The sequence below is a fragment of the Peribacillus sp. NPDC097284 genome, from assembly GCF_044761765.1.
In the GTDB taxonomy this organism is placed as follows: domain Bacteria; phylum Bacillota; class Bacilli; order Bacillales; family DSM-1321; genus Peribacillus.
This window is the reverse complement of sequence record NZ_JBIWCZ010000003.1, coordinates 87,300-111,258: the sequence shown is the minus strand read 5'-3', so window position 1 is coordinate 111,258 and position 23,959 is coordinate 87,300. Positions and strand designations below refer to the sequence as shown.

22 protein-coding genes and 2 riboswitches are annotated in these 23,959 nt (G+C 39.9%); of the genes, 6 read left to right on the top strand and 16 right to left on the bottom strand.

Going from position 1 to position 23,959, the window contains the following annotated elements; genetic code table 11:
- Positions 1-122: 122 nt before the first annotated feature.
- From ACIQXU_RS08580 to ACIQXU_RS08560, 5 genes are all read right to left on the bottom strand, one after another.
- Positions 123-656: a cupin domain-containing protein gene (locus ACIQXU_RS08580; protein WP_402988224.1), complete on the bottom strand. Its 534-nt coding sequence runs from the start codon at positions 654-656 to the stop codon at positions 123-125.
- A 21-nt stretch (positions 657-677) separates the two neighbouring features.
- On the bottom strand, positions 678-1,304 hold the full coding sequence (locus ACIQXU_RS08575; RefSeq protein WP_402956865.1) for a methylthioribulose 1-phosphate dehydratase: 627 nt from the start codon (positions 1,302-1,304) through the stop codon (positions 678-680).
- A 2-nt stretch (positions 1,305-1,306) separates the two neighbouring features.
- Entirely contained in the window at positions 1,307-1,963 is a 657-nt protein-coding gene (locus tag ACIQXU_RS08570) for a 2-hydroxy-3-keto-5-methylthiopentenyl-1-phosphate phosphatase (RefSeq protein WP_402868939.1), read from the bottom strand.
- A gap of 2 nt (positions 1,964-1,965) precedes the next feature.
- Positions 1,966-3,198 (bottom strand): 2,3-diketo-5-methylthiopentyl-1-phosphate enolase, encoded by a 1,233-nt coding sequence (gene mtnW, locus ACIQXU_RS08565; protein ID WP_402956863.1) that lies wholly within the window; start codon positions 3,196-3,198, stop codon positions 1,966-1,968.
- A 156-nt stretch (positions 3,199-3,354) separates the two neighbouring features.
- A riboswitch (SAM riboswitch) is annotated at positions 3,355-3,512 on the bottom strand.
- Positions 3,513-3,627: 115 nt separating this feature from the next.
- Positions 3,628-4,812, bottom strand: a complete 1,185-nt coding sequence (locus ACIQXU_RS08560; RefSeq protein WP_402988221.1) for a pyridoxal phosphate-dependent aminotransferase — start codon at positions 4,810-4,812, stop codon at positions 3,628-3,630.
- A 100-nt stretch (positions 4,813-4,912) separates the two neighbouring features.
- On the opposite strand from ACIQXU_RS08560, the gene ACIQXU_RS08555 reads away from it, so the two are divergent.
- The 3 genes from ACIQXU_RS08555 (at position 4,913) to mtnA (ending at position 8,257) form a co-directional block, all read left to right on the top strand.
- Positions 4,913-5,695, top strand: a complete 783-nt coding sequence (locus tag ACIQXU_RS08555; RefSeq protein ID WP_402988809.1) for a carbon-nitrogen family hydrolase — start codon at positions 4,913-4,915, stop codon at positions 5,693-5,695.
- A gap of 73 nt (positions 5,696-5,768) precedes the next feature.
- Positions 5,769-5,921: riboswitch (SAM riboswitch) on the top strand.
- Between the two features lie 71 nt (positions 5,922-5,992).
- Positions 5,993-7,198 carry an S-methyl-5-thioribose kinase gene (gene mtnK, locus ACIQXU_RS08550; RefSeq protein WP_402988807.1) on the top strand — a complete coding sequence of 402 codons (1,206 nt, stop codon included), beginning with the start codon at positions 5,993-5,995 and terminating at the stop codon, positions 7,196-7,198.
- 12 nt (positions 7,199-7,210) lie between these two features.
- Positions 7,211-8,257, top strand: a complete 1,047-nt coding sequence (gene mtnA / locus ACIQXU_RS08545) for an S-methyl-5-thioribose-1-phosphate isomerase (protein ID WP_402988218.1) — start codon at positions 7,211-7,213, stop codon at positions 8,255-8,257.
- Positions 8,258-8,782: 525 nt separating this feature from the next.
- Here the strand turns inward: mtnA and ACIQXU_RS08540 are convergent.
- From ACIQXU_RS08540 to ACIQXU_RS08510, 7 genes are all read right to left on the bottom strand, one after another.
- Entirely contained in the window at positions 8,783-10,240 is a 1,458-nt protein-coding gene (locus ACIQXU_RS08540; protein ID WP_483878329.1) for a lmo1851 family serine protease, read from the bottom strand.
- Positions 10,241-10,508: 268 nt separating this feature from the next.
- On the bottom strand, positions 10,509-11,213 hold the full coding sequence (deoD, locus tag ACIQXU_RS08535) for a purine-nucleoside phosphorylase (RefSeq protein WP_402868949.1): 705 nt from the start codon (positions 11,211-11,213) through the stop codon (positions 10,509-10,511).
- A gap of 67 nt (positions 11,214-11,280) precedes the next feature.
- Positions 11,281-11,442, bottom strand: a complete 162-nt coding sequence (locus ACIQXU_RS08530; RefSeq protein WP_402988215.1) for a hypothetical protein — start codon at positions 11,440-11,442, stop codon at positions 11,281-11,283.
- Positions 11,435-11,605, bottom strand: a complete 171-nt coding sequence (locus ACIQXU_RS08525; protein ID WP_402868951.1) for a YozD family protein — start codon at positions 11,603-11,605, stop codon at positions 11,435-11,437. The genes ACIQXU_RS08530 and ACIQXU_RS08525 overlap by 8 nt, the downstream gene beginning before the upstream one ends.
- A gap of 171 nt (positions 11,606-11,776) precedes the next feature.
- Positions 11,777-12,484: a hypothetical protein gene (locus ACIQXU_RS08520; RefSeq protein WP_402868953.1), complete on the bottom strand. Its 708-nt coding sequence runs from the start codon at positions 12,482-12,484 to the stop codon at positions 11,777-11,779.
- 172 nt (positions 12,485-12,656) lie between these two features.
- Entirely contained in the window at positions 12,657-14,426 is a 1,770-nt protein-coding gene (locus ACIQXU_RS08515; protein ID WP_402956826.1) for an ATP-binding protein, read from the bottom strand.
- Positions 14,427-14,451: 25 nt separating this feature from the next.
- Positions 14,452-14,679 carry a YozE family protein gene (locus ACIQXU_RS08510; RefSeq protein WP_402988212.1) on the bottom strand — a complete coding sequence of 76 codons (228 nt, stop codon included), beginning with the start codon at positions 14,677-14,679 and terminating at the stop codon, positions 14,452-14,454.
- Positions 14,680-15,037: 358 nt separating this feature from the next.
- On the opposite strand from ACIQXU_RS08510, the gene ACIQXU_RS08505 reads away from it, so the two are divergent.
- From ACIQXU_RS08505 to ACIQXU_RS08495, 3 genes are all read left to right on the top strand, one after another.
- A complete protein-coding gene (locus tag ACIQXU_RS08505; protein WP_402988209.1) occupies positions 15,038-17,140 on the top strand; it encodes an MMPL family transporter in 2,103 nt (700 codons plus the stop codon).
- Positions 17,141-17,281: 141 nt separating this feature from the next.
- Entirely contained in the window at positions 17,282-17,956 is a 675-nt protein-coding gene (locus tag ACIQXU_RS08500; protein ID WP_402868959.1) for a response regulator transcription factor, read from the top strand.
- Positions 17,953-19,326, top strand: a complete 1,374-nt coding sequence (locus tag ACIQXU_RS08495) for a HAMP domain-containing sensor histidine kinase (RefSeq protein WP_402868961.1) — start codon at positions 17,953-17,955, stop codon at positions 19,324-19,326. The genes ACIQXU_RS08500 and ACIQXU_RS08495 overlap by 4 nt, the downstream gene beginning before the upstream one ends.
- 449 nt (positions 19,327-19,775) lie before the next feature.
- On the opposite strand, the gene ACIQXU_RS08490 is transcribed toward ACIQXU_RS08495, so the two are convergent.
- The 4 genes from ACIQXU_RS08490 to ablB form a co-directional block, all read right to left on the bottom strand.
- Positions 19,776-20,054 carry a YokU family protein gene (locus ACIQXU_RS08490; RefSeq protein WP_402988206.1) on the bottom strand — a complete coding sequence of 93 codons (279 nt, stop codon included), beginning with the start codon at positions 20,052-20,054 and terminating at the stop codon, positions 19,776-19,778.
- A gap of 33 nt (positions 20,055-20,087) precedes the next feature.
- Positions 20,088-21,473, bottom strand: coding sequence for a lysine 2,3-aminomutase (gene kamA, locus ACIQXU_RS08485; RefSeq protein WP_402988203.1), 1,386 nt, complete (start codon positions 21,471-21,473; stop codon positions 20,088-20,090).
- Between the two features lie 121 nt (positions 21,474-21,594).
- Positions 21,595-22,977 (bottom strand): sigma-54 interaction domain-containing protein, encoded by a 1,383-nt coding sequence (locus ACIQXU_RS08480; protein ID WP_402988200.1) that lies wholly within the window; start codon positions 22,975-22,977, stop codon positions 21,595-21,597.
- Between the two features lie 85 nt (positions 22,978-23,062).
- The gene (gene ablB / locus ACIQXU_RS08475; RefSeq protein ID WP_402988197.1) at positions 23,063-23,905 is read right to left on the bottom strand and encodes a putative beta-lysine N-acetyltransferase; all 843 of its coding nucleotides are present in this window, start codon (positions 23,903-23,905) and stop codon (positions 23,063-23,065) included.
- Positions 23,906-23,959: the final 54 nt, after the last annotated feature.

Sequence of the window (23,959 nt, the reverse complement as noted above, 5' to 3'; positions counted from 1 at the left end):
TCTTCTCCTATAATGTACACGATTTTTATTTCCGTTAAAATTTTATCATACTTTTCCCGCTTAAGCACCCTGCGGGGCCACATAAAAAAACCAGCCCGAAAGCTGGTTTTTTCACACTTTTATTATGCCTGAACTTCATCTTTTTCATATATCGGAACCCAGCCGGCCGCTGTAACGAAAATACGGACCGCGACTGTTCTTCTATCTTCCGCTAGCGTGAAGTAGTGACGAGTCGATTCAGGTACGCTGATCAAATCTCCAGGGTTAAGTCGGACATCGAACCATTTTCCCTCGCTACCCTGGATGGCGAAGATACTCGTTCCCCCAGCGATGAACCGTACCTCGTCATCTTCATGATGGTGTTCCTGCTTGAAGTTCTGCAACAATTGGTCCAAATTCGGATTGGAATCGGATAATGTGATAATATCATGCGCTTTATATCCTCTTCTTTCCGAAATTTCTTTAATCTCTGACTGGAAAGCATCAAGAATCTCTTGTTTATCTTCATCCGTAAGATCATATTTTTCCACCAGATGGGCTGGCAATTTTGAAATATCCCATTGTTCGTAAATTACGCCTTGAGTCTCTAAAAAGCTCTGAACCTCTTCATTTGTTTCAATTACTTCATTTGTTTCTTGGAATCTAATTGTAGCCATTATTTTTCCTCCTTTATATTTTTAGCTGAGCGAACCTGTCAATATCTTTTGCTGGTTAAGTAACAGCTGATATTGAAACAGGAATTCACATGCTTCTAAGATTTTTTTTGCTTCCAACCCGCTTTTTCCCCATACGGTTATACCATGATTTCTGATAAGCACCGCTCCTGAGTCTGCATCGACATAGGGACTGAATGTCTCAGCCAACAACGGAATATCTGCATGGTTATGGATGATGGGTATCTTCAATTCTGCATCTTCCTGCCATCGTCCAGTAGCCTTGATAATTTCATGATGACAAAAAGTCACTTCCCCAACTTCACTATATAACTCGGAAATCACGTTATTTTCTACTGTATGGACATGGAGGACGCAATTGGCATCCGTTTTCCGATAAATCTCTGTATGAAGAAGAGTTTCAGCGGAAGGTCTGAGCTCGGTCATTTCGACTGGTTTTCCTGACAAATCCACCAAAATAAAATCGGAATCTGTCTGCTTGCGTTTATCCTTGCCACTTGCGGTTATATAAAAAGAAGGGCTATTAGCCTCACGGATCGATAAATTTCCACTCGTCCCCATGAACCAATCTCTCTCGGCTAGTTCTCCCTTTATTTGCGCTAGTTCCTGCCACTCTTTTGAAGCTGTCACCCTTACACCTCCTGCATTTTTTTTAGAATATCAATCACATCATGGAAAGTTTCAAACTCTTTATGGGGAATGGCTTCTGTGCGGCACTTTTCAAGGAGCCTGTCACGGGCAATAACAAAATCTGCCTGTTTAGCCGCTTCAAAGTCGGTAACGGAATCTCCAATCACCAATTTATACTGATCCTTTGTAGAAAGCTTTCTCATAATCGTAGGTTTACAGCAACCACACCCATGATTACATTGGTCATCACAAGTATGCGGCCACTCAATCATAATTTCTTCCTGACTGAAGTCGGCATGATTACAGTAGACATTCTCTACAGGTAAGAGGTCATTCAAAAGAGGTTCAACGAAAAAGTCCATTCCACCACTGACAATATAGAGAGGAATATCTGATTTTTTTGTAAATTCCACAAAATCACTGAACCCTTGGCGAATACCCGCTGTCTCCTTCACATATTGAATGATGTCCTCCTTTAAATCGCTATCCAGCAGGGAAAACATTTCCCCTACACCGTGGGAAATGCTGATTTTTTGCTGAAGAACACCATCTTTTAATGCCTCCCAGCCGGGCGGGGCAAACTTCTTCATGATTGAGATGATATTATCCGAGTTGGTGATCGTTCCATCAAAATCACAGAAAATGATCGGTTTGACCATGATTATAGCCCTCCCCATAGGGCCAGTGCTTTTTGAAGTTCCTCATCTTCCTCAGCCGCGATTGACAATGATTTTCCGGAAAGGACAGCTTCTACTGCGGAACGGAAGGCCTTAGCTCCGCCTTTTGCACCATCCGGATGACCATGGACGCCCCCACCAGCATTGATCACACTTTCTATCCCAAAATCCTTGATGAGATCTGGAACCATGCCAGGATGGATACCTGCCGATGGAACCGGGAAAGTCCTTTTCCAAGATGTTTCATTTCTCGTCAATCCTTCAGCAATCGCCAATGTCTCTGCTTTATCGAGTGCCACATTTCCGTATGGAGAGGGAAAGAGGGATAAATCTGCACCTGATATCCTCACCAGTTTTCCAAGGAGAAGCGGATAGCTGAGTCCATAAAATGAAGATGAAGCTAATGCTCCGCTATATGCCGGATGAGCCATGATCGGTAAGTTGATCCGGTCATTTTCGCGTAAAGCCTGTAGAACATCCAATCCATATGTATGAACATTAAATAACAAGGCATCTGCGCCGGCTTCGGCTGCCAGTTCAGCTTTATCCAATAGTTCTAGTGTTTTTCCTGACAGGTTCACAGCATATAAGGTTCGATGTCCCGTTGTCTCATAGATACCTTTCAAAATGGCCTTTCCGGTTTTGACTCTATCGATGAAAGGCGTCTGATCTTGGTCAAAAAGAATCTCATCGTCCTTGACAAGATCGACTCCTCCCAATGCCTGTTGCTCCAATTGTTCATTATGAAAGGCAAGGTCTCGACCTAACACACCTTTAAAAATACTCATCACTAGGGGGCGGTCAAACACATCAATTTTTTCCCTGATCCCACTAATTCCGAATCGAGGACCTGGAAAGGCTTTTTGAATATCGCCGACAAAGTCCAAATCCATCAATTTGATTTCCCCATCCAATGACAATTTACCAAATACTGTCGTCAAGATAGCCGGTAGATCATTAGAAAAATTACCTGCCGGGTAGGCAATCCTGATTGTTGAACGGTACACTTTTTGACCGAAATAGAGATTAACTCGCTCTTCTTCGGGAAGGGGTGTTACGGAAACTACCCTACCTTTATGTTTTTCCAGTTGCTGTTGCACCAAGTGAGGAAGTTCAGTCCATGTCCCTACAGTCAATCCTAAAGCAATGCCTTCTGCTTTTTTCTCATGCTCTCCTTTGAAGTCATGAAGTAAATACGTAGCGATTATTTCGCTCATCTGATCACTCCCAATACGTAAAAGTCATTCTTAAAGTTGTCATTGTTGGTCTTTCCTTTAACAAGCTTCTAACCATCTGCGAACAAAGTTGCACTCCAATTCTCTGTTAAAAATGTAAAAGCCCCTTCCTAAAGAAGAGGCTTTGAAAAAGCCATCTTCTTATCTCCCAGCTCTATAGCTGCAAGAATTAGCACCGTGCCTTACGGAATCAATAAAATGATCCGGCGGTATAATCTCCGCCCCATTTCACAATGGTATTACAGTCGGTTGCTGGGCTTCATCGGGCTAGTCCCTCCACCTGCTCAAAATAAGAAAATGCTATTATATTTTCGTTTATGTATCTTAACTAAAAATTTAGAATTCTTTTTTATATTCTTTCACGCAATTCATACTTTGTCAATAGGTATAATGTTCAAACTATTCAATATCTCACTGATTTTCTTTGAATATATTCAATGTACGAATTCTTTCTACCGCTTCTTGGAGTCTGTCTTCTGAAGTGAGCAGTCCCACCCTGACGTATCCTTCACCAAATTCACCGAAACCATTTCCTGGTGCAACTGCTACATGGGCATGTGCCAGTAAATGATCTGCAAAGCTCGCTGAAGTAAATCCTTCCGGGACCTTTAGCCAAGCAAAGAAGGAAGCATCTGGAGCCTGGACATCCCATCCAATGGATCGTAACCCTTCAATAAATACATTTCGTCGTCCTTCGTACATGTTCACGAGTTCCTTCACACACTCTTGTGAATCCAGTAAAGCGCATGCCGTGGCTTCTTGTATTGCGGGAAAAAGGCTGACGTAAAGATGATCCTGCAATAATTCAAGCGATTCGATGACACTCTGGTTGCCAACCGCAAAGCCAACCCTCCACCCCGCCATGTTATATGTTTTAGAAAGGGTGTAAATTTCTATCCCCACTTCTTTTGATCCTTCTGCTTGAAGGAAGCTTACCGGTTTTTTCCCATCGAACCCAATTGCACCATATGCGAAATCATGAACCACACATATCGAGTGTTCTTTTGCCATGGAAACCGTTTCTTCGAAGAATTCTGCTGACGCCGATGCTCCTGTGGGATTATTGGGATAATTCAAGAACATCATCTTCGCTTTGTCAAAAACCTCTTTATCTATTTCCTTATAATCGGGAAGAAAATCATTTTCTTCCGTCAAGGGCATAATTTCCGTTTTAGCTTGGGCTAACGCTACACCTGACAGGTAATCTGGATAGCCCGGATCAGGCACTAAAATTGTATCGCCTGGATTCAATAAGCATTGCGGTAATTCGACTAGACCAGCCTTTCCACCGAAAAGAATCGCCACTTCCGTTTTAGGATCTAGCTTGACGCCATATTCACGTTCATAAAAGAGGGCCGCAGCTTCTTTTAAATAGGGAAGCCCCCTAAAAGGAGAATATTTATGATTCATGGAATTTCCTGCTGCTGTCTGCAGGCTCTTCACGATATGTTCAGGAGTCGGTTGGTCTGGATTTCCCTGCCCAAGATTAATGACATCCTTGCCTTCTGATGTTATGTTATTAACTTTTTCGACTAAAGAAGCAAAAAACTGCTTTGGAAGCTCTTGAAGAAGTCTGGATTTTTCGAATTGCACCATCTTTGCACCTTCTCTGAAATTTCTTGAAATTATAGTCACAAATGATATATGTTTATCTTAATCTTGTAAAGTACTTTTTTACATATGGAGGTTTTAAATGATGAAATGGAAAATCGCCTGTTTACAAATGGACATTGCCTTTGGACAGCCAGATATAAATTTCCAGGTGGCAAAACAATGGATTGAAAAAGCTGTACAGTCTAAACCGGACATCGTCATGCTGCCGGAACTATGGACAACCGGCTATGACTTAACGAGATTACATGAAATTGCAGACGAAGAAGCAGAACAAACCATTACCTTTCTAAAAGCCCTTGCAAAAAAACACCACATTAACATAATCGGTGGCTCGATTGCAAAGAAAACTAAGGAAGGCATCTATAACACAATGCTCATCATCGATAAAGAAGGCAAACTGGTTAAAGAATATGATAAACTCCATCTGTTTCAATTGATGGATGAACACCATTACTTACAACCTGGCAAAAAAGATGGCTTATTCTCCCTCGATGAAAAGATTTGCGCCGGATTCATTTGCTATGATATCCGTTTTCCAGAATGGCAACGGGCCCATACGGTACGAGGTGCGGAGGTTATCTTCGTGACCGCCGAGTGGCCAAAGCCTAGGCTCCATCATTGGAGGGCACTGTTAATCAGCAGGGCAATCGAAAATCAAGCATTCGTTGTGGCTGTGAATCGTTCCGGTTCTGACCGAAATAATCATTTTGCCGGACATTCCATCATCATCGACCCGTGGGGAGAAATCATTTGTGAGGCTGGTGAAGAAAAAGAACTTCTACTCGGCACCCTTGACTTAGAAAAAGTAGGAGAAGCAAGAAATAAAATACCCGTTTTCGAAGATCGGCGGCCCGAGTTTTATTAATTTACCATTGACAAACTATTTGAAATATTGATATCATTCATTCGAGATTAATTTTCTGAAAATAAATACAATACTCTTATCAAGAGCAGGCTGAGGGATAAAGGCCCTATGAAGCCCAGCAACCGACTGTAATACCATTGTGAAATGGGGCGGGAATTCCGCCGGATTATATCCACAGAGCACGGTGCCAAATCCACCAGAAAGAATTCTTTCTGGGAGATAAGAGGTTCGAAGTGAAGCTTCTGCCTCTTTCTATGGGAAAGGGGCCTTTTCATATTTTTTAATGTACTTGGAGGGATAACAATGACTCAACCATCAAATTTCAAGCTATTGACAAACGAAACGGCAATTGACCTAACGAAGAAACTTGGGTTACTGCATTCAGATGACTCATTACTATGTAATGAAATCGGTGACGGAAATTTAAATTATGTTTTTCACGTTACAAATCCCGTAACAAATAAAGGAGTCATCATCAAACAAGCAGTTCCTTACGCAAAGGTTCTTGGTGAAAGCTGGCCATTGACTTTAAAAAGATCGGCTATCGAAGCGAATGCATTAATTCAATTCAGAAGCTATTGTCCCGAACTTGTCCCACAAGTCTATTATTCTGATGAACAGCTTGCAATCACCGTCATGGAAGATTTATCACACTTGAAAATCGCCCGGACCGGATTAATTGAAGGAGATCATTTCCCTCTATTATCCAAACACATTGGTGAATTTGTTGCAAAGACCGCTTTTTATACGTCTGATTTTCATTTGGAACCGGCAGCGAAAAAAGAGGTTGCCCGGAACTTCACGAATCCAGAACTCTGCAAGATTACTGAGGTTTTCATTTTCACGGATCCTTTTTTGGAGGAACATCCAGGCGAGTTTGAGCTTGAGTTGCTGGAGGCTGCCAAGTCTATATGGAAAGATGCTGATTTAATACTGGAAGTGGCTAAGTTAAAACAAAGCTTCGAATCCGAGCAGGAGGCCCTTCTTCATGGCGATTTACATACGGGAAGTATATTTGCAAGTGATACAGAAACAAAGGTAATTGACCCTGAATTCGCTTTTTATGGTCCTGTTGGATTTGACCTTGGACAATACATGGCGAATCTCCTATTCCAGGCAGTAACACGCGAGGCCACTGGGAAGGAAGAAATCTTTACTCATCTTCAGGAATTTTGGAATACATTTGAAGAAACCTATACGAACCTGTGGAATTCTGAAAATAAAAGTCCTTACAGTAAGATCGAAGGTTATCTTCCATATGTACTCAACAAGTTTAAAGGTGATGCATATGGCTTTGCAGGATGTGAACTAATTCGAAGAACCATTGGCCTATCTCATGTTGCTGATTTAAATGGCATTGAGAATAAAGAAACTAGAATTACAGCTAAAACGGCTACCTTGAAAATCGGGGCCCATATAATCAAAAATCGGAAAGAACTGAATATTTCAGCAGTGATAGAAGCCGTAAAGCAATATACATTGCCTTCCTATTCAGCCCTATAAGGAGATATACATATGACAACTACAACGCCACTACCCTATTCCGTCCAATGGAATGATACCCATATTACCTTATTGAATCAACAGGCCTTGCCATCAAAAATAGAATTCATTGAACTTTTTACGGTTAAAGATGTATATGACAGCATCTTGACCTTGAAGGTCCGTGGTGCCCCCGCTATCGGGCTAACTGCAGCATTTGGCGTTGCTCTTGGTGCAATCCAGGAAAATACCACGGATTTATGGCAATTTAAACACAATGTCACGAAACATGTTACTACACTCGCTTCTTCAAGACCAACAGCGGTCAACCTTTTTTGGGCACTGAAAAGAATGGAGAATACTCTACAAGCAGCCAATAGCATAGCTTCAGCCAAAAGCGCTCTTGTTGCTGAAGCAAAAAAGCTATTTTCAGAGGATGTGGAGATGTGCCGAAAAATTGGTGAATACGGATTGTCTTTATTCAACGAGGGTGATTCTATTTTAACCCATTGTAATGCTGGGGGGATAGCCACTGCAAGGTACGGAACTGCCCTCGCACCTTTCCACCTGGCCAAGGAAAGATCCTTTCCTATAAAGGTCTATGCCTGTGAAACGAGACCTGTCTTGCAAGGGGCACGACTCACCGCATGGGAACTTATGCAAGCTGGAGTGGACGTTACATTAATCTCGGATAATATGGCAGCCCACACCATTCATCATAAAAAAATCGAAGCCATTATAGTCGGAGCAGACCGTATTGCGGCAAACGGTGATACAGCCAATAAAATTGGTACATTGGGTTTGGCGATATTAGCTAAGCATTACGATATTCCTTTCTATGTAGCAGCACCATCAAGTACATTCGATTTATCTCTCGAGTCGGGTATCTCCATCCCAATCGAAGAAAGGAATGGGGATGAAATCACTTCTATACAAGGAGTCAGGATAGCACCAGAAAATGTGAAGACATTCAATCCTGCTTTTGACGTTACGCCCCATTCTCTTATTACAAGCATCATTACCGAAAATGGCATCATTTCACCTGATTACAGGAGTAATATCCCGCTTTTTGTAAAATGAAATTATTTATAAAGGATTGATCAAGGGGCTGTCCCAAAAGGTGTAATTACACACCGAAATTGAATAAATAGTAAAAGGCAGAAACGTTGATTTAACAACATTTCTGCCTCTTTATTTTTGCGAAATTCACTGGAATAAGGACTTATTAGACAGCCCCTTCATTCTTTTCACGATTAACCTTGGAAACCCATTCAGTTGCTCCTGTTATATTTATTCTGACGAGGTTCTTTTTGATAGATATAATCGCAGAATTTAGTCAGAGTGGCATCTAGCCTTCTTTGATTTTTCTGCCGCTTTTCGGTAGTAATTATTCTTAGCCTTGTATGAAAGTTCATGTTCCTCAAGCAGGGTTTACCGCTCGTTTTCTTCAAATTCTACTTCATCATGGGTACCCTTCCATTCCCCACCCATTGGTACTTCTTCCATGGTCACCTTATGGATTACACACACACCTAAGTCAAGCACACGAAAAACGGCCCATCAGCAATAAATGCTTGCTGATGGGCCGCTTGTTTTTATAAAAGATTATTTGATTTTCTTTTTCAATACTTCCACCGCTTTTTTCACTTGAGTATCATTTTTAAGGATTTTATCCCTAATGACTTCCATCAATTTAACGGTTGTATCGTCTTTAATGACACCTGTTTCTTTGATCTTATGATCCTTTTGGAATTCCTTGACCGCTACCTTTGTTTCTTCATCGAAATACTTATCCACTTTTCCTGGATTATACCCGGCTTCTTTCAGCATTTTCTCCGCTGCTTCTACTTCACTCGAGGAATCCGATACTTTCAATCCTTTATCAGGAGAGATATATGGAAGATTGGCATACTCGGGAAGCTTGACTTTTATATCCGGTTCAATCCCTTTTTTATGGATCCAATTGCCTTTCGGAGTCAGCCATTTTTGTGCTGTATACTTAAAGTTGGAACCATCATCAAAGTCTGCGGCTTTTTGCACGGTCCCCTTTCCGAATGATTTTACCCCTACAAGCTGAATACCCGCAGATTCACTAACAGCGGCGGCAACGATTTCAGATGCACTTGCACTTCCATCATCAATTAATACGACCACTGGTAGCTTCAACTCACCATTATTCTGGGATTTATAGACTTCTCTTTTTCCTTTTCGATCCTCGACCTGAAGGATGACTTCCCCATTCGGGATAAATAAGTTTGCCATCGCGATCGCTTGGTCAAGCAATCCACCCGGATTTCCACGTAAGTCCAATATTAGGCCTTTCATCTTTTCTTTATCCATGTCTTCAAGTGCCGTATTCAGCTCTTCCACCGTATGCTCAGAAAAACTTGTAACCTGCACTTTGGCAATCCCATCATCAAGCATCTCTGAATAAACCGTTTCAATCGGAATGGTATCACGCTTAATGGACAAAGTAATCGGTTCCTTTTCACCCGCCCTTGAAATGGCAAGCTCCACTTTTGTTCCCTTTTTCCCCCTGATTTTCAAGACAGCTTCCGAAGAACTTAAGCCATCAAGGCTTTTGCCATTGACACTTAGTATAATATCATTAGGCCGGACTCCGGCTTTTTCAGCTGGTGATCCTTTAATAGGGGAAACCACCATGATCTGTCCATCCTTCTCTTGGATTTCAGCACCTATTCCTTCAAAGGAAGAAGAGATGCTCTCATGGAAACTGGAGGCTTCTTTCTTATCCATATAAGAGGAATAAGGATCATCCAACGATTCTATCATTCCATTTATAGCTCCATCCACGAGCGTGTTCTCATCGATTTCTTCATAATAATTATCTTTGATCGTATCATATGTAGAATATAACTTTTCAAATTCAGGATGATTACTCGGTGCAAGTGACTCTACTTTTTCATCGCCAAAGGTCAACGCGATTGTAGTTATCCCTGCTGTCAAAAATATGAGTAAGAAAATCCCCATAATAAACGTAAACTTTTTTATTTTCACAATTTTGCCTTCATCTTTGGGCTGTTGTTGATTTTCTTCTTCCACTGAAGCCTCACCACTTTCATTCTTCATGACAATATTAACTAATACATCCTATTTTATCAGCTTTCTAGCAAATCGGAAAACTTTAGTTATCAAATTTTTTGAATGATATGTAAGTGCCTACCATCTTGCTCCAATCCAGCTTTCTTATAGAGACCTTTTCTTTATCCATATTCTATATACGTGCAAAAATACGGACTCCGTGGAATGGAAGAAACTAAATATCTTAATTTCTTCCATTCCTGGCTACCCGTAAATCCAACGTTTATGGTCAGTCTTGAATCGCTGCCTCTAAAGAAACCTCAATCATCTCATTGAATGTTGTTTGGCGCTCTTCGGAGGTTGTTTCCTCACCTGTTAAAAGATGGTCGGAAATCGTTAAAACGGATAATGCTTTACGACCAAACTTAGCAGCAAGTGTATATAATGCAGCTGATTCCATTTCTATAGCAAGGATTTGGTACTTGGCCCACTTTTCCAATTCACTATTATCATTATAGAATTGATCTGCGGTAAATACGTTTCCGACTTTCAATTGCAACCCTTTGTCCACCCCTGCATCATAAGCTTTTTTCAATAAATCAAAATCAGCAGTAGGAGCAAAATCAACGCCACCGAATGTCATGCGGTTCATTTGTGAATCTGTAGAGGCACTCATAGCCAGGATTACATCTCTGACCTTCACATCTTTTTGAATGGCACCAGCTGTCCCAACCCGGATAAGTTTTTGGACATTATAGCTATTCATCAATTCATTTACATAAATCGAAATCGAAGGGACACCCATTCCTGTACCTTGAACGGAAATGCGTTTTCCTTTATAAGTTCCTGTATACCCAAACATATTACGAACTTCATTGTATAATTTAGCATCCTCTAAAAACGTCTCAGCAATATATTTTGCACGTAACGGATCCCCAGGAAGCAAAACCGTTTCCGCAATTTCATTTTCTTTAGCACCAATATGTACGCTCATTCTTAAAATTCCCTCCTTGAAGTGGTTGAAATGACATTCCCAATTACTATAACATACCAACCCCATATTAGGAAAATAGAACTTCTTTATCTACTGCAGGAAGTAGGATATAACACTCTTTAAGTGATCGGTGGAACGCAGCAAAACGGCGGAAACCCGCCGTCTTTTTGGTTGATTTTAAGGAGTAATGGCAAGAAAACTGCCCATTGATTGATGATACATCATTCATCGACTTCCTCATCAATAATGCATTTTTCAAGAAGGTATTCGAATGTGATGTCAGCAAGATCTTCAACTTCAGATTCTTTTGGAAGATAGCCCCGCTTTAATAATTCTTGGTAAAAGAATTCCGCTATCTCTTCAGTATCAATAAAAACCTCAATTTCTCGCAAATCATCGCCCCCTTAATTAAAGATGTATGAATGTATAGGTATAAATATGCCAGTAGGGCATTTTCTCTCAAAACTTACGCATATCCTACACTTTAATTCGTTGATTCAATTTCTTAGAGATGAGTCTTCATCGGCTCGTGCTAAAGTGTATACATCCCTTTTCAAGACCTTTTATTTCGTATGCTCTTTTTTGTGACCTGGGTAAATTTCTTCCGCCGCCTTCTCAATTTTAGCAAGAGCTATTTTCATGATATGTTGATATTCATCATCGCCAAATTGATGAAAAAGCTTACAATAATCATTATATAAATCCAACAGTCCATCAATCATTTCCATTTTTTCATTTTTTGTCATAGTCATATCTCGCTCACCTTTACCAGGGTTGTTTTGTTTAGCAATGATAGTAAGCTCGTTATTCTTATTAGAAAGGAGCAGCCCCAATTTTTGAATGATTGCATCTGCACGTTTGGCATCGGCTACTAAAGTCAATTCTTCTTCATGCGCTTCCAGCCATTCCCCATCGGAGATACGTGATAATTCATATATCACATCTTCCCAGGCATTCTCTTTATAGCGCCAAATCTCCGTTCGATAGCCAATTATCTTAAAATAATCATATTCATATCCATCGACCTGGACTAAATCACCGATAATATATTTATATTCGATATCGATTTGTTCCTGTTGATAAAGGATTTCTCCTTCGTATTCAGTTATAGACTGTAATGTCTTTTCAATATATAGGCCTTCGCTGTAATTTACTTCATACACATAAGAACCATCGAGATATTTTATATCGGTTATATTCCCGACTGTCCCATACATTATAATTACGACTGTATCGCCTAATTTGAATTTTGGCTGATTTTTCTTGCCCATAAGAGACATCCCCCAATATGGTCCTTATCGTTTGATAGTAAATTATATGCATGAACAAACAAGGTGGTTAATGGAAAAGAGGGGGCATTTGACTCATTTAGATAGGTTATGCGAGAAACTTTTATTATGGTAACCTATCAAAAAAATAGGGCAAGACAGGAAAACCGCCTCTTTAAATGAGACGGTTTGTTGTCGGAATCGTCAAGATCACTTCTGTACCTTGTCCATATTTACTTTCGATTTGAAATTTCCCTTTGAGTTCATCCATGATTTGGATGCAAGTTGCCACTCCCAAACCATTTCCTTTTAACTTTGTCGTATAAAAGGGCATCCCGATATTTTTTAGATTCTCAGGTTTAATCCCTTTTCCATCGTCTCGGATCTTCAATTGTACATAATGAGGTGAAGTATCGACGGTCATTTCAATCTGCCCTTTTGACTCAAACGATTCGCAGGAATTATTCAGGACATTAAGGATAACCTGACGCAACCGGTTTTTATCGGAATAGGTATGTACGGGTTCTGTCAATGTATTAACGAGTGTGACATCTTTATATAGAGTAGAAGCCGAATAGACAACAACCAGTTCATCAAGGAATTCCTTCAGATCCAAATTCTCCATTTCAAGCTGGTGGGGTTTAGCTAAATCAAGGAGTTGTGTAACAAAAACGTTCACTCGATCTACTTCCCCAAGCATGACATCACTGTACTTTTCAATTAACTCTTTTTCATAATCCTGCTTCTTCAACAGTTGGAGAAAACCCCTGATGGTCGTCAATGGGTTCCTGATTTCATGCGCTACCCCTGCGGCCAGCTGTCCGACATATTTTAACTTTTCGGTACGGACGATTTCTCTTTCCCTATCCTTAATCGTATCCATCATCCTTAGAAACGCATGATTCAACTTCTCCATTTCTACAAAACTTCTTTTATCAGAGACCACGAACTCTTTTCCCTGGATAAAATCTTCCGTCACTTCCACTAGATTATGTACTGGTTTCACCAGAGATTTCGTAAGTAAATAGACGCCTAGAATGATGGACATAAATACAATGGTGTATATAGAGAGATAGCGTGATAAAAGATCATTTAACGGCTGATATACTTGTTTTTTGTCAGCACCCACTACCACAAACCATTTATTTTCCGTTTGGGCTATCGGTTGAACGTATTGAATGGAATATATCTTTTCTCCATTTTCTGCACTATATAAATTATTGGAATTAGCGGATTCCAATAACTTTTCTTTTGTAAGGCCCATATCTTCCAATGTCGTATTAGAACTCTCATGAATGCCATTCGGGTCTTTTTTGGAAATCATAATGCCATCCTGATTGATCATATAAAAATTCACAGGGTACTTTTCACTAATGTCATTGGCCTTTTTCTCCATCATATCCCAAAGGCCTGATATCCGAAAGGCCGGGGACACAACACCGATCATTTTCCCTTTATTATCATTTACCGGTGCACTTAAGGCTATAATAGGTTCAGCAAATGCTTTCGTTTTATATACATCCGATAGGAATTCATGCCCCTTTAGCCCTTCTTGAAACCATATTCTATTAGCTAAGCTTGTTCCGACCATTTTATTTGAGGTATCAGCCATGACCGTACCTTCCAAATCTAAATATACGGCACCAAAGTATTCACCTTTTGCTTCTGTGAATCTTTTCAATTCATCAGTCTTCTCCTCTTTAGAAGAATCAGGATTGATCAATACCGTATTCGTACTCATTAAGTTAACATCACTAATCCGTTCATTTAAATAACTGTACATTTCATTTACCATATTAAGTGAACCTGAATTCAATGTACTCTTCGCTTCTTTAGCTAGCAAGGAGCGTTGCGATTCATAAGAAATGATTCCCAATATCAAAACGGGTAAGCTCGATATAATTAAAGAATAAAACAAAATTCGGGCTTGAAGGCTTCTAAACATCCTTCGGCTCCCCCTATTCCTGTATCTATAGCAGTCCTTCTTCTATTTGGACATATTGATCCCATAATCGATCGAATATAGTCATACTATCTAAATAGTCTCCATTTAACTCCAAGTAACTGCTCACTTCATGATAATCATCCGATTGCTTTGGAAAACTGTGATCTTCGTATGCATGGTTTGCGAATTTTGTAATTTCATCAATTTCCTTTGGCTGTCGATATTTCATTAAAAATAAGTAAAACGGTCTCATGTCGAGCCCCCTTATCAAAATACTATGATTTAAATCTTAATATATCGGAAACTAACGCTTACGTCTACACCTATACAAGTCTTGATTGTTAATTACCCTTTCAACTATAAATTCCATCTAGATACTTTACCACGATTTTTGTGTATATAGAGTAAATCTTCAGGCGCTGATAAATGTTTTATTATCCAGTTTACAAAAGATAATTTGCTGGTTACCCCTCCAATTTTTCATAATTTAACTAAAAGTTCATTTTCAGTTCATTTAGTTACATTACAATGAAATAGAAAGTGATGACGAGCTTAAATGTGATGTCCGCATTTCACATTGCAGCTCTAAACTATAAGGGGGAAATAATTAAATGAATTCTTTTTTACGCCCAATAACTGATTGGGTTTCAACTAAGAAAGGTATGTGGATTACAATTGTCACATGGCTGGTCTTAATGATTGGGTTAAGTGCCGGTCCGGCAGTAAGTGATTACAAAGTGACAAACTTTCAATCCTTACCCGACGATGCACAATCCATTATTGCAAATGAAAAATTAGAAAAATACTTCCCTAATGATCAAGGGACGCCTGGTATTCTTACCTTTCATAACGAAAATGGTAAGGTGAACTTAGAAGAAGTTACAAGCATTATGAATAAAATCATCGGTGCTAAAATTGAGGGTGTCGATGAAATCGTCAATATCTCTCAATTACCGCCAGAAGCAATCGAAGGGTTCAAGTCAGATGACCAGTCTACGATCATCATTCCAATGACTTTAGACCCTGGTCTTGATAGCCGCCAAATTGGCGAAACCGTAGATGCTATGGCTGAGGTTGGAAATGACGTTACAGAGGGTATGTCTGAAACTTCCTTCCGTATTACTGGTCCTGCAGGAATTGCTGGAGATACGCTTAAGTTGTTCGAACAAGCAGATTTCGTGTTACTATTTACCACAATAGTGATTATTTTAATCCTGCTCATCGTTATTTACCGTTCTCCATTATTGGCTTTTATCCCACTATTAGCAACAGTAATTGTATACCAAGTAGTGAATCAAACACTCGGATTAATGGGTGCTGGTGGACTTGAAATCAACAATTCAACTACATCGATAATGAGTATTTTGCTGTTCGCGGCCGTGATTGACTATTCATTATTCATATTCTCTCGCTTCCGAGAAGAACTGAACCACCATGAGACCAAATATGAGGCAATGAAACATGCGATGCGTGCTACAGGATTGCCAGTATTCTTAGCAGGCGGAACAGTACTCGCCGCAATGCTAGTATTATTCTTTGCAAACTTCCGTGATTATCAAAACTTTGCGCCAATTTTTGGAACGACAATGTTTGTCATCATGTTAGCATCCATTACACTTGTCCCAGCGCTGTTCACCCTATTCGGGCGTAAAGCCTTCTGGCCGAAAGTACCGAAGTTTGGTGAAACGAAAGAAGTGAAACATCGCTTCTGGGGACCCGTTGCAAAATTCGTTGTAAATAAACCAGGCCTTTCTGGCGGGATTATCGCCATTTTAATGGTTGTGTCAGCGTTAAATGTATTTAACCTTGATTTTGAATTTGATACAGTGAAATCTTTCCCAAAAGATTTACCTTCACGTGAAGGCTACGAAATCGTCGAAGCGAAATACGACAAAGGTGAATTGGCTCCAACATCCATTTTATTCGAAGGAAAAGAAACGTTATCAGAAAAACAGATCGAAGCATTACGGACAACGCTCGAATCTGAAAAAGATGTTACATCAGTTCGACTAACAAATGTATCTGACGACGCGAAAGTAGTAAAATATAGTATGACGCTTGACCTTAACCCTTATTCTGTCGAAGCAATCGATATGATGAAGGAGTTAATTGAAAACGATGATGAAATCCTAAGTAAAGCAGATATATCCGGTGAAGTGTATTTTGGTGGAATTACTCCGAAACTTGTTGACGAGCGTGATGTCAATAATCGTGATATTTGGGTGATCGTCCTACTAGAAACATTATTAATTTTAATCCTCCTATTCGTGTTAACGAAGTCAGTAAAAATGTCGGTTTATATGATGGCCACCATTTTACTTTCATTCTTGGCGGCATTAGGATTAGGTCTGTTCCTCATTGATGTTCTGTTCGGTTATGAAGCAGTAAGTACACGTGTACCTGTTTATGCGTTTATCTTCTTAGTCGCTCTCGGGATAGACTATAACATTATTTTAATATCCCGTTTCTTAGAAGAACGCAAAACAAAAAAAGTGAAACAGGCTTTGGAAATCGCTATTCGGAATACAGGTGGGGTGATTTCATCTGCTGGTTTAATTTTGGCAGCCACCTTTGCGGCATTGACTACGATGCCAATAGCCGATTTATTCGTCTTTGGATTCATCGTTGCCATCGGTATTTTAATGGATACATTCTTAGTGCGTGGAATGCTATTGCCCGCATTAATATTATTCTTTGAGAAAGATAAGAAATAAAAGAAAAAACAAATATACAAGCCATACGCAGAGACTTCCACATGTCTCTGCGTTCTTACCTGTTTACATGCATGTAAGTATAGATTTCATGAAAGCGAACCCATGTACATATAAAGCAAAAAATGGTTTGAGGTGATTGTATTGAAAATAATGGTTTGTGATGACGACAAACATATATTACAGCTGGTAAGTATTCATTTAATGCGGGAAGGATATGATGTCATAAAAGCTAATGATGCGAAAGAGGCGCTTTACTTATTAGAAGAAGTAGTTCCTGACTTAGCCGTAGTTGATGTGATGATGCCCGGGATGGATGGCATTGAGTTGACAAAAATACTCAACCAAGATTATAAAATTCCTGTTCTACTGTTAACGGCAAAAGATCAATTAGAAGATAAAACGAGAGGGTTTCTAGCAGGTTCCGAAGATTATGTAGTAAAGCCCTTTGAACCTAAAGAGTTACTATTTCGGATTGCCGTCATCCTTAGAAGATTTGATAAGGACAGCCAAAATATCATTCGGATCGGTAATGTGACGATTAATCGTAAAATTTTTGAAGTGTCAACCGAATCAGAAACACTGATCATGCCCTTAAAGGAATTTGAATTGCTATCATTACTTGCAAATCGGCCCAATTATGTCATCGAGCGATTTACCATCATGGAACAAATATGGGGACATGATTATGAAGGTGACGGCCTGACCCTTAATACACATATCAAACGCCTGAGAAACCGATTGGATCGTCTAGGGGCTAATATCGAAATAAACACAATCCGTGGTTTAGGATATAAATTAGAGGTTCAACATTCATGAAAACCTTGTATCAACAGTTCATTATCACTACGTTAAGCCTTATGCTATTCAGTACAATTGTCGGCTTTTTTTTAACAAACACGTATTATCATCTGGTTACTAAGGAACAAAATGATGAAAAGAATGTCGCCATAGCACAAAATATTACACGATATATCGAGAGTACGCCTGATTTGGATTTAGAACATTATTTATCGACACTTGGCGATATAGGGTATCAATTTTATGTTGTCGGGGAATCTGGTTATTCTCAGTTCTTTGGAGGGGCATTTAAAACGTCAGAATTACCCCCTTCCGCCAAAGAAACGGTATTTAAAGGAAATATCTTTCATGGTATGGAGAACTATCCAAATCAGTCATTCATGACAGGTTTTTTTACGAATAAAATTATCAATACTGTCGGTGTCCCCTTTATATATAATGGCGAACAGTATGGGGTCTTCCTTCGGCCCAATATTGGCTTATTATTTTCTGAAGTGCATACAATATTGGCTTGTTTGATCATATCCATGGCGATAATCAGCCTGATTGGAATGCTATTTGTTGCGAAACAATTAATACGACCCATTACACAATTAACGGAAGCCACTAAACAAATATCAAAAGAAAATTATGACCTTCTACTGAAGGTTAAACGACGCGATGAAATTGGACAGCTTGCATCAAGTTTCAATCAAATGACGAAGCAATTACAGGAAACAGATCGATCAAGAAAAGAATTCATAAGCAATGTTTCTCATGATTTCCAATCGCCGCTATTAAATATCCAAGGATATTCTGAACTATTGAAGTCACCCAGCATTACAGAAGAAGATCGCCTAACATACACATCGATTATCGAGACAGAGACTAAGCGATTATCTCTCTTAACTAAGCAATTACTACTGCTAACCTTTTTAGATCAGCCTACACGTGCATTAAAACGCTCCTCATTTGCATTGGATGAACAACTTAAGACGCTGATTCAAAAATATTTGTGGCTCATTGAAGATTCGGGCATCGAACTATATTATAAAATTGCACCAATCCGTTTCAATGGTGATGAAGGTCTATTGGAAACTGTCTGGGATAATTTACTTACAAATGCTTTAAAGTACAATAAACCGAACGGTTCCATTAAAATTATAGTTGAAGAAACAAACGATGATGTTTTCATTCAATTTCGAGATACCGGTATGGGGATTAAAGAAGAAGAACTTTCTCATTTGTTCGAACGTTTTTACCGAGCGGACGCTTCTAGGACAAAAGAAGGCACTGGTCTGGGACTGGCAATTGTCAAAGAGGTAGTGGATTTCCATCGTGGCAGCATACGTGTTTCAAGTCAATTCGGAAAAGGAACATGTTTTTTCATCACTTTGCCTAAACTATAAATAGGCTAACTACGCACCTAGATCAACATATACCTAAAGCCACCAGGATTAAGATATGGTGGCTTTAACTATAATAATCCATCCTTTTGTACATTCGTACACCCTCCCTTCCGCGTTACTCAACCAACTAAAGTCAAAATAAAAACGAACGTGGAAAAGTTTTTCTAAACCTATAAAATAAGGAAAGTAGCTTATTCTAGTCTAAGCCTATTAATTATTACATGGAACTTGCTGCAGAAGAGATCGTCGGACATTAGTGTGAAAGAGTTATAGTGGACAATATTAGGGGCTTTTTCTGCAGAAAACCTCAGCTATTCATGCACTTATAATCAGTCCGTTTAGCCGATTTTATCTAGGTTCAATTCAAAAAAACATCTATCCAATCCCGAGGATCAGATAAATGTTTTATCAAAAATCATAGTTTTTATTTTTTATAGAATTCGCTCCTCCTAAGAAAAGTCAAAATAATTCCGTTTCAGCATTCGCTTCATCTTTAATAGTTCCTCATACGTAGTCTGCTTATCTAGCTGTTTCGTATCAATTAGAAACAACTGGTCTTCAATTTCTTTCACGACTTCATCCCGTTGAAAAAGGGCATTGCAATTTTCACAATGGGATGATGGCGTTTCGGTAATCTCAACAGCCTTCGTTCCATCCGGTAATTCCCAATAAACTGTACCCTTTATGGAAGAGAGTTTTCCTGTTTCACACCACGGACATACTTCCATTTTACTCCCCTTCTTCCTTTTTGCTTTGTGGAGCTATTTTTTTATTTGCTGTGCCTGAAATTTTTTTTCTTTTAGCTGGTCACGTTTTTCGCGTTGGTTTTTTAAAGAGGCATGTTCTGGGTTGGTATGGTATTTTTCACGACGGTTCATCCGTTTCAGGCCTTCAGGTACTAAATTAAATTGTTTGTCGTTCATAAGACCCGCTATCCCTGAATCTGACTGTTTTGCTTCAACATTGGGATAAACCCCCTTGAAATAATCATCGGCAAGTCCCGGTGTGTACTGCTCCGGTTCCGGATAGGTCGTGATTACACCTTCGAAATTCCGAAGCACTGTCTTGGTTGGGGATTGAGAGAGGATGTAATTTGGCTGTAAAGTGATTTTCCCTCCCCCTCCAGGTGCATCAACAACGAATGTAGGTACTGCATAACCGGATGTATGACCCCGTAAGCCTTCGATGATTTCGATTCCTTTAGATATCGGGGCCCGGAAATGACCAATTCCTTCTGACAAATCGCATTGATAAATATAGTAAGGGCGTACACGGATTTTGACAAGGTCATGCATTAGCTTCTTCATGATAGGGACACTATCGTTAATGCCCGCTAAGATTACAGCTTGGTTTCCAACTGGCACACCCGCATCCGCGAGCATCTCACACGCTTTCTTCGACTCTTCCGTTATTTCTATCGACGTATTGAAATGCGTATTTAACCAAACCGGGTGATATTTTTTTAGAATATTACACAGGTTTTCAGTGATACGCTGAGGAAAAACCACTGGAGCCCGTGTACCGATCCTGATTATTTCAACATGGGGAATGTCTCGCAAATTTTTCAGGATATATTCGAGGATGGTATCGTTGATCAATAATCCATCACCACCGGAAATAAGCACATCCCTGACCGCTGGTGTATCCCGAATATAGCCGATTGCTGCATCTAATTGTTTCTTTGGAACGCCCATGCCAATTTGACCTGAAAAACGTCTTCTCGTACAATATCGGCAATACATCGAGCACTGGTTCGTCACCAGGAAAAGCACACGGTCGGGATACCGGTGAGTCAATCCCGGTACGGGTGAATCCTCATCTTCATGTAGTGGATCCTCCATATCATACTTAGTTTTATGCATTTCTTCCGATATGGGCACGGATTGCATCCTTATTGGACACCTAGGGTCCTCTTTATTCATAAGTGACGCATAATAGGGGGTAATGTTTAAGGGAATCGTTTTGGTGGAGATTCGCACCCCTTCCTCTTCATCCGGAGTAAGGTCGATTACTTTCTTCAAATCATCCACAGTTCTTATTGTATTTGTCAATTGCCACAACCAATTGTTCCATTGTTCATCAGTTACATCTTTCCATAACTCTATATCTTTCCAATGACGATCTGGTTTATATAAATCAAATAACATAGCCATACCTCCTAAGTCTTGATAGTAGTATTTAATGCAAGAAGGGTGCCAAAATTGCCCAAAAACTAAATATGAACGCTAAAAAATCCGGTTATATACGATATACCGGATTTTTTAGCGTTCAAGTATGTTTCTTGATTTTATATTGGAGGGTCTGCCTCGGGATGTCCAATAGCTTTGAAGCTTGAAAGACATTTCCTTCGGTTTGCAAAAGTGCCTCTGATATAAGTTTGGTTTCCATTTCCTTCATGGCTTCCCGCAGCGGCAATACCTTCTCTTTAGGAACTGTGCTCTTTTTTAAAAATGGGGGCAAGTCACCCGCTGTCAAGACTTCACTTTCGGCATGTATCATCATGAACTCAATCGTATGCTTGAGTTCCCTTACGTTACCTGGCCAATGATAGGCATGTAGGATTCCCTTGGTCTCTTCATCGATTCCTTTTACGGAGCGATTCATCTTCTCGTTAAAGTTTATAATAAAATGCTCCGTAAGCAATAAAATATCCTCTGGACGATCTCTTAGCGGCGGTAGCTCATAGCTCAAAACATGTAAGCGATAAAATAAATCCTCACGGAGCTTTTTCTCCGTGACAGCCGTCTTCGGGTTTACATTCATCGCAGTCATGATCCTGACATCTACCTGAATGCTTTTTGCCGCCCCTATCCTCCTAACGGCCCCATCCTCAAGTACACGAAGCAGCTTCGCCTGTAAATCAATGGGCATCGATTGCAGTTCATCAAGAAATAGAGTCCCTCCATTCGCCAGCTCAAATAATCCCTGGCGTTCGACAGCTCCCGTGTAACTACCTTTCGAAGTCCCAAATAAAAGCGAGTCCAATAAATTTTCAGGTAATGCCGCACAATTTTGTGCAATGAAGGGCTTTTTTCGCCTATTGGAGTTGTGATGTATACTTTGGATGAAAAGTTCCTTTCCGACACCACTTTCACCATAAACTAAAACCGAAGACGATGACCGGGCAGCCTTTTTCCCTTGTGCAATCAACTTTTCAAATGGTGGATCTTGGGTTAGAATATCAGCAAAAGTGTATAACGTACCATTCGTGGCTACTTTTTTTTCTTTACTTGTCGTCGTTTTAAGAGAGCTTTCCAAGTCTGCTAAGCGTTCCGATAATTGTTTCAGGCTAGAATAATCTTTCGCAATTTCTATTGCCCCCATTATGAAACCGTCTACATATATAGGCAGGGTTGTATTGAAGGTCTCAATGATTCGACCATGTGCATTTACATAAGATTGTCTATGATGGTAGATGGGCTTTTCGGATTGGATGACACGCAGCAAGGTCGAAGATTTATGATTTAAGGACGGAAACGCTTCAAGCAGTGGTTTTCCAAGCACTTCCTCTACCTTCATTCCATCATGGTTGGCCGCCACTTCATTATAAAAGATCGTTTGACCTTTTGGATCGATTACATGAATTCCCTCATCAATGCTTGCCAGAATCGCTTCTAAGACCTGATTTGTATTAAAACATTCACTGATCAATGTCTTCCCCCTCTCTCACATTCCTTCCATCATATATATGAAGTAGTGCCGAAAACTTGTCATATGCATGCCCGAAAATGGGCATTCATGTATAATTCTTCACCCATAAGTTCATATCCTCCAATTTATCGAAAATGAAGCAGTTATTGGCTAATCTACCCCTGTAATAATAGCCTTGCTGATGCAATGCTGCATTCATTCCGAATGATAGCGCCCTTGCGATAGAATAGATACAATAAATGTCATGTGAGACGAGGTGACTCTCAAGCTTCTCAATCAAGTGCTTCATTAATCCATACTGCCGATGATCGGGCAGTGTTGCACAATCCGTTATTTCCGCATTACGGTAGAAGTAATTTATTTCAGCGGATGCCGCACTGACGATTACTCCATCATGTTCGTACATGTAATAGACCGTCCCGCTTTTCATGCACTTCCTCACATATTCTGGTTCATTCATCGGGGTTGGGTAAATTTCAAATACTTTTCCGTACAATTCAGCAAGCTTCACCGCATCTATTTCCTCCGCCTTCCTTCCTATATAGGTGGATGGGGGGGCCTCTAGCTCTACTTTTGTTGGAAGTTTCTGTACATTTTCTAGAATTTCATCCTCCTTGATCCAATGAGAACTGGTCCTTCGCTGATCTTGGGTATATTTAACAAGGAAGTGGCAATCACTTCCTAAAAAGAACTTATCGATGCTTCCCTCATATAAAAAACCTTTGCTCAGCAGCTCCAGTATATTTTCCGTTCGTGCCTTAAATATGATTTTCTCCGCTGATATATTATCAGCTGCTTTCAAAGATTCTTCGACGCAATCTTGAAAATGTCCCAAATAGTCTTCGATCCGTACGCGCTTATTAAAACGATCCATCGTTATATGTAGTGTAGAACGGGACAATTGAATTCTTTTTTCAACAATATCCATTCGGCTCTCTCCTTCCTTCTCTATCTAATAGTGTAACAGAAGGCCTGACCCTAT